Consider the following 5,552-nt stretch of genomic DNA (forward strand, 5'->3'; position numbering starts at 1 on the left):
CGCTGGGCGCGGCCCTCGCCGACGCCCGGGTCCTGCTGGTCGACGCCGAGCACGCCGAACTGGCCTTGGCCGCCACGGAGTACTCACGGGTCCGCCAGATCTTCACCTTCGGTGAGGTTCCCGGCACCACCCCGTTCGGCGAGCTGACCTCGGTCGTCCCGCACCAGCAGCACGGCTCGCTACCCATCCACGACATGGCGCTGCGCACCGGCACCGTGCTCCTGAGCCACGCCGACCGTCTCGCCCACATCGCGTCACTGGGTGCGGCCACCGGCATCCGCACCGCCGACGTCGTCGTCTTCTGCTCCCCCACCTGCCCGCCGGCGCTCCGCTGCGCCCTGACCGACCTGGCTCTCTCCCAGGGCGCCGTCCTGGTCGGCTGCCGCCCCGAACACCTGGAGCAGACCACCGCCGAGCACCGCGCCACCCTAGCCGTCGTCGGCCCCACCGAACTCCCCGCGCTCCTCCCCTCCGTCCCCCGCCAAGGCGTCTCCTGGGTCGCCTCCCACATCCTCGTCACCGGCCCCCCGACCACCCCCACCCCCCAACCCCCACCCGGCGTCACCATCACCCACCTGTCCTGACCATCTGGCCCGGCTGCCCGGCCTAACCAGCAAGCCGGGCCACCTGGCTCGGCCGCCCTGCCTGACCGTCTGCCTGGGTCTGCCGCATCGGACGGGCGGCCGATTCGCCGTGAAGGCGACCGCGTTCCGGGGTTGCCTGAAAAGGGGAACCGGCCGTTCCGGGGGTGAGCGGCCGGTTCGGGGTGGGGTGGGTCAGGCGGGGCGGGGGATGGATTTGTGTTCCAGGTAGGCGACCAGGCCCTCGGGGCCCAGTTCGCGGCCCAGGCCCGAGTTCTTGTAGCCGCCGAAGGGGGTGTTGGGGTCGAGGGAGTAGAGGTTGACGCCGCAGGAGCCGGTGCGGATCCGGCGGGCGACCTCGATGCCGTGGTCGACGTCGGCGGTCCAGACGGAGCCGCCCAGACCGTACTCGGAGTCGTTGGCGATGTTGATGGCGTCTGCCTCGTCCGTGTAAGGGATCAGAGCCAGGACGGGGCCGAAGATCTCCTCACGGGCGATGCGCATGTCGTTGGTGACGTCGCCGAAGACCGTCGGGGCGACATACCAGCCGCGGTCCAGGCCCCGGCGGTCCAGACCGCCGACCAGGAGTTTGGCGCCTTCGTCCTGCCCGATCCGGATGTAGTCCTCGACGCGTTCCTGCTGACGCTTGGCGACCAGCGGACCGATCTCAGTGCCCCAGTCGGCCGGATCGCCGACGGTCATGCCGCCGACCATCGTGGCGAGCGCGTCCGCGACCTCGTCGTAACGGCTGCGCGGCGCGAGGATCCGGGTCTGCGCGGCACACGCCTGACCGTTGTTCATCAGCGAGGCGAGCTTGAACCCCTCGATCGTGGTGGCGAGATCGGCGTCCTCCAGGATGATCGCGGCGGACTTGCCGCCCAGCTCCAGCGTGACGCGCTTGAGCTGCTCGCCGCAGACCGCGCCGATCTGCCGTCCGGCCACCGTGGAACCGGTGAAGGCGACCTTGTCGACGCCCGGGTGCGCCACCAGGTAGGCGCCGACCTCACGTCCCGCCGGAACGATGTTGATCACACCGTCCGGGATCCCCGCCTCCTTGATCCATTCGGCCAGCAGGTACGCGTCGAGCGGGGTCTCGGGCGACGGCTTCGCGACGACCGTGCAGCCCGCGATCAGCGCGGGCGCGAGCTTCAGCATCAGCGTGAACTGCGGGACGTTCCACGGATAGATCGCCGCGATCACCCCGACCGGCTCCTGCGTGACGGTCACCGGGCCGAGCATCCCCGGCCGCTCCTCCTCCCAGGTGTAGGAGGCGGCGAGGTCCACGTAGTACTGGAGCACCATCTGCGGGATCGCGGCCTGCGCGAACACCGAGAACAGCGCGGGCGACCCCATCTCCGCGGTCACCAGATCGGCCATCTGCTGCTGGCGCTCGGCGTAGATCGCCGACAGCCGTCCGACGGCGACGGCGCGTTCAGCCGGGGTCATGCGGGGCCACGGGCCGTGGTCGAAGGCCTGCCGGGCGGCGGCCACGGCCCGGTTGATGTCGGCGTTCGCACCGTCCGGCACGCTGCCGATCACTTCTTCGGTGTGCGGGTCGACCACGTCGATCCGACCGGTGCCCGAAGGCGCTACCCAGTCGCCGCCGATGAAGAAGTGCTTGTGCTCCTGCATGAGGGATCCTCCAACCCGGGGTGGACGTCCGGAGGTACGCAGCAAACCGAATGCTTGCTTGGTTTCTCTGGCGCCATCCTAGACTGGAGTCTCATTTCATAGAAGACGCAGGTTGGGTGCTTTTGCCTTCGCCGCGAGTTCGGGCAGCTCAACGACCTCGACGCCGTGCTCGGTCAGCAGCTCGAACCCTTCCCCTGGAACGAACAGGACGGGCTCGCGCCACGCGAACACCACCCGCCGGATCCCCGCGTCGATGATCAGCCGGGCGCACGGCCGGGGCCGGGACGCCCGCTGGGCGCACGGCTCCAGCGAGCTGTAGACGGTCGCCCCGGACAGGTCCTCGCCCGCCAGCTTGGCGAGCGCGGCCTCCTCGGCGTGGTTCTTCCCGTCGAGCTCACGGGAGTAGCCGCGGGCCAGCTCCCGGCCGTCCCTGACGACCACCGCGCCCACGGAGAACGCGGTGTCGGACGGCGGGCAGAGCGCGGCCAGGTCGCAGGCCAGATCCAGCCACCTCAGGTCGGGCGTCTCCCGCGCCGGCCCGTCAGCCACGGCGGTGCCCCATCGTGTAGCGCAGGAACGCGATGTCGCCGATCCGCCGGGTCTCCTCCAGCCGCATCGGACGTCCCGGGCTCTGCGGGAAGACGCCCGGATGGGTGAAGCGCGGCGCGGCCGGGTCGCCGACGAAGAACGGCGCGACCGCCAGATGGATCTCGTCGACGAGCCCGGCGGTCAGGAACCGGGTGTGGACCCCGCCGCCGCCCTCGACCATCAGCCGGCGCACCCCGCGCGCCACCAGATCGGTGAGCAGGACGGGCAGGTCGACGGTGACGCCCATGTCGACCACCGTGGCCCGGTCGCCGAGCGCCGCGGCCAGACCCGGCGCGGTCTCCTCCGTCGTGTAGACGATCTTCGGTGCGGTGCCGGTGGTGAAGAACCGGGAATCGGGGTCGAGATCGCCGCCGGTCGTGAGCGTCACCTTGGTGAGGTCCTCGGGCAGGCCGCGGGCGGCGCGCTGGGCCTTGCGGGCCGCCGACTTGATCAGTAGTGACGGATTGTCGCGGCGGACGGTGTTCGCGCCCACGAGGATGGCGTCGACGGTGGCGCGCGCGCCGTCCAGCCGGTCGAGGTCGGCGGCGTTGGACAGCCGCAACCGGTCGTCGGACATGTCGTCGATGTAGCCGTCGACGGATGTCGCGACGCTCAGCAGGACAAACGGGCGATCACTCACGGTGTCAGGGTAGGACCCCGGCCCCCCGATCCGGGGACCGGGGCCCCGACCGCCAAGCGGGCTATACGAACCGCTGACTTCTGGGTTACCCGGCGTTTCTGCGCCGGAAGTGTCAGAGGGGGTGTCTATGGTCGGGAGCGATGAGACTGCTGCACACCTCCGACTGGCATCTGGGCCGCTCCTTCCACCGGGAGGACCTGCTCGGCGCCCAGGCCGCCTTCGCCGACCACCTCGTCGACACCGTCGTCGCCGAGTCGGTCGGCTGCGTCCTGATCTCCGGTGACGTCTACGACAGGGCGCTGCCGCCGGTCGACGCGGTGCGCCTGTACGACGAGACGATCCGCAGGCTCGCCGCCACGGGCGCGAAAGTGGTGCTGATCTCCGGCAACCATGATTCGGCGGTCCGGCTCGGGGTGGGCTCCGGGCTGCTGGACGTGGCCGGGGTGCACGTCCGCACGGCTCCGGCCGACGTGGGCACACCGGTGATCGTCGACGGGGTGGCGTTCCATCCGATCCCCTATCTGGAGCCGGATTTCGTGCGCGCCGAGTGGGGGCTGGCCGAACGGTCGCACACCGCCGCCCTGGCGGAGGCGATGCGCCGGATCGACGCGCACGCCCATCAGGGGCCGCGGGTGGTGCTCGCGCACGCCTTCGTCACCTCGGGCGAGGAGCCCGCGTCGGTGGCGAGCGCGTCGGAGCGGGACATCTCGGTCGGCGGGGTGTCGATCGTCCCGGCGAGCGTGTTCGACGGGATCGACTACACCGCGCTCGGGCATCTGCATGGACGGCGCACGCTCAGCCCGTCGGTCCGTTACTCCGGGTCGCCGATCGCGTACTCGTTCTCGGAGGAGCGGCAGCTCAAGGGGTCGTGGCTGGTCGAGCTGGACGGTTCGGGGCTACGCGGGGCGGAGTTCGTGGAGGCTCCGGTGCCGCGGCCGATCGCCCGGCTGCGCGGTGCGCTGCCCGAGCTGCTCGCCGACCAGGCGTTCGACAGATACACGGGGCACTGGTTGCAGATCACGCTGACCGATCCGGTGCGGCCCGCCGGGGCGATGGAGCGGCTGAAGACGCGGTTCCCGCATGTGCTGGTGCTGGCGTTCGAGCCCGAAGGCGCGGAGCCGGAGCGGGAGCTCTCGTGGGCGTCGCGGATCCAGGAGCGGACGGGGCCGGCGCTGGCCGCCGGCTTCTTCCAGGAGATGGCCGGGGCGCCGCTGACCGACGAGGAACGCGTCCTGTTGGAGGACGCCTTCACCGACTGCCGCCAGGAGGAGCCCGTCCGGGTGCCGGCGCCGCGCGAGGGGGCCGCCCGATGAGACTGCACCGGCTGCGGATCACCGCGTTCGGGCCGTTCTCCGGCACCGAGGAGATCGACTTCACCGCGCTCGGCGAGGCCGGGCTGTTCCTCATCAACGGTCCGACGGGCGCGGGCAAGACCAGCGTCCTGGACGCGGTCTGCTTCGCCCTCTACGGCCGGGTGCCGGGCGCCCGTGACAGCGCCAAATCGCTCCGCAGCGACCACGCGCCCGCCGGGGTCGGGCCGCAGGTGGAGCTGGAGACCACGATCCGCGGCCGCCGATTCAAGATCACTCGCTCGCCCGCGTGGGAGCGGCCCAAGCTGCGCGGCTCCGGCACCCGGCTGGAGCAGGCGCACGTGCTGGTCGAGGAGGAGACGGCCGTCGGCTGGCAGGGGCTCACCAACCGGCTCGACGAGGCCGGCGATCTGGTGCAGCGGCTGCTGGGGATGACGGCGCCGCAGTTCTGCCAGGTCGCGATGCTGCCGCAGGGCGATTTCGCGGCGTTCCTGCGGGCGACGGCCGAGGAGCGTCGCAAGGTCCTGGAGAAGCTCTTCGCGACCGAGATCTACGCGGCCGTCGAGAAGTGGCTGGCCGACCGGCGGGCCACGACCGGCCGTGCGGCCGAGGATCTGCAGCGGCTCGTGCAGGCGACGGCCGACCGGATCGCCGAGGTCACCGGCTCCGCCCGTCCCGATGCCGTGTTCCTGCCGTGGGCGACGGAGCTCCAGGGCAACCTCGACTCCGTCCGCGCCGTCACGGGCGAGCTGCTGGCCGGCAGCAACGGCGCGCTCGACGACGCCAAGCGGGCGTGGGCCG

Annotated in this window: 5 protein-coding genes and 1 pseudogene; 3 read left to right on the plus strand and 3 right to left on the minus strand. The window is 71.6% G+C overall.

Going from position 1 to position 5,552, the window contains the following annotated elements:
• Positions 1-584: pseudogene (locus tag ACYVE7_RS28165) on the plus strand (hypothetical protein); the annotation flags it as partial.
• Positions 585-776: 192 nt separating this feature from the next.
• Here the strand turns inward: ACYVE7_RS28165 and ACYVE7_RS28170 are convergent.
• The 3 genes from ACYVE7_RS28170 to ACYVE7_RS28180 all read right to left on the minus strand — a co-directional run bounded on the left by ACYVE7_RS28170 (position 777) and on the right by ACYVE7_RS28180 (position 3,441).
• On the minus strand, positions 777-2,213 hold the full coding sequence (locus ACYVE7_RS28170) for an aldehyde dehydrogenase (RefSeq protein WP_460368785.1): 1,437 nt from the start codon (positions 2,211-2,213) through the stop codon (positions 777-779).
• Positions 2,214-2,309: 96 nt separating this feature from the next.
• On the minus strand, positions 2,310-2,762 hold the full coding sequence (locus ACYVE7_RS28175) for a deaminase (RefSeq protein WP_460368787.1): 453 nt from the start codon (positions 2,760-2,762) through the stop codon (positions 2,310-2,312).
• Positions 2,755-3,441 (minus strand): RibD family protein, encoded by a 687-nt coding sequence (locus ACYVE7_RS28180; protein WP_460368788.1) that lies wholly within the window; start codon positions 3,439-3,441, stop codon positions 2,755-2,757. The genes ACYVE7_RS28175 and ACYVE7_RS28180 overlap by 8 nt, the downstream gene beginning before the upstream one ends.
• A 140-nt stretch (positions 3,442-3,581) precedes the next feature.
• Here ACYVE7_RS28180 and ACYVE7_RS28185 point away from each other — a divergent pair, with 140 nt between their 5' ends.
• Complete coding sequence (locus ACYVE7_RS28185) at positions 3,582-4,754, plus strand: exonuclease SbcCD subunit D (protein WP_460368790.1); 1,173 nt, start codon at positions 3,582-3,584, stop codon at positions 4,752-4,754.
• On the plus strand, positions 4,751-5,552 hold an 802-nt coding region (locus ACYVE7_RS28190), incomplete at its 3' end, for an AAA family ATPase (RefSeq protein WP_460368792.1). The genes ACYVE7_RS28185 and ACYVE7_RS28190, both read left to right, overlap by 4 nt.

This window comes from Actinocorallia lasiicapitis (genome assembly GCF_054778695.1).

What these genes read in the sequence shown, in the direction of transcription:
- ACYVE7_RS28170 (WP_460368785.1), bottom strand. Translation starts at nt 2,213, where the DNA reads ATGCAGGAGCACAAGCACTTCTTCATCGGCGGCGACTGGGTAGCGCCT.
- ACYVE7_RS28185 (WP_460368790.1), top strand. Translation starts at nt 3,582, where the DNA reads ATGAGACTGCTGCACACCTCCGACTGGCATCTGGGCCGCTCCTTCCAC.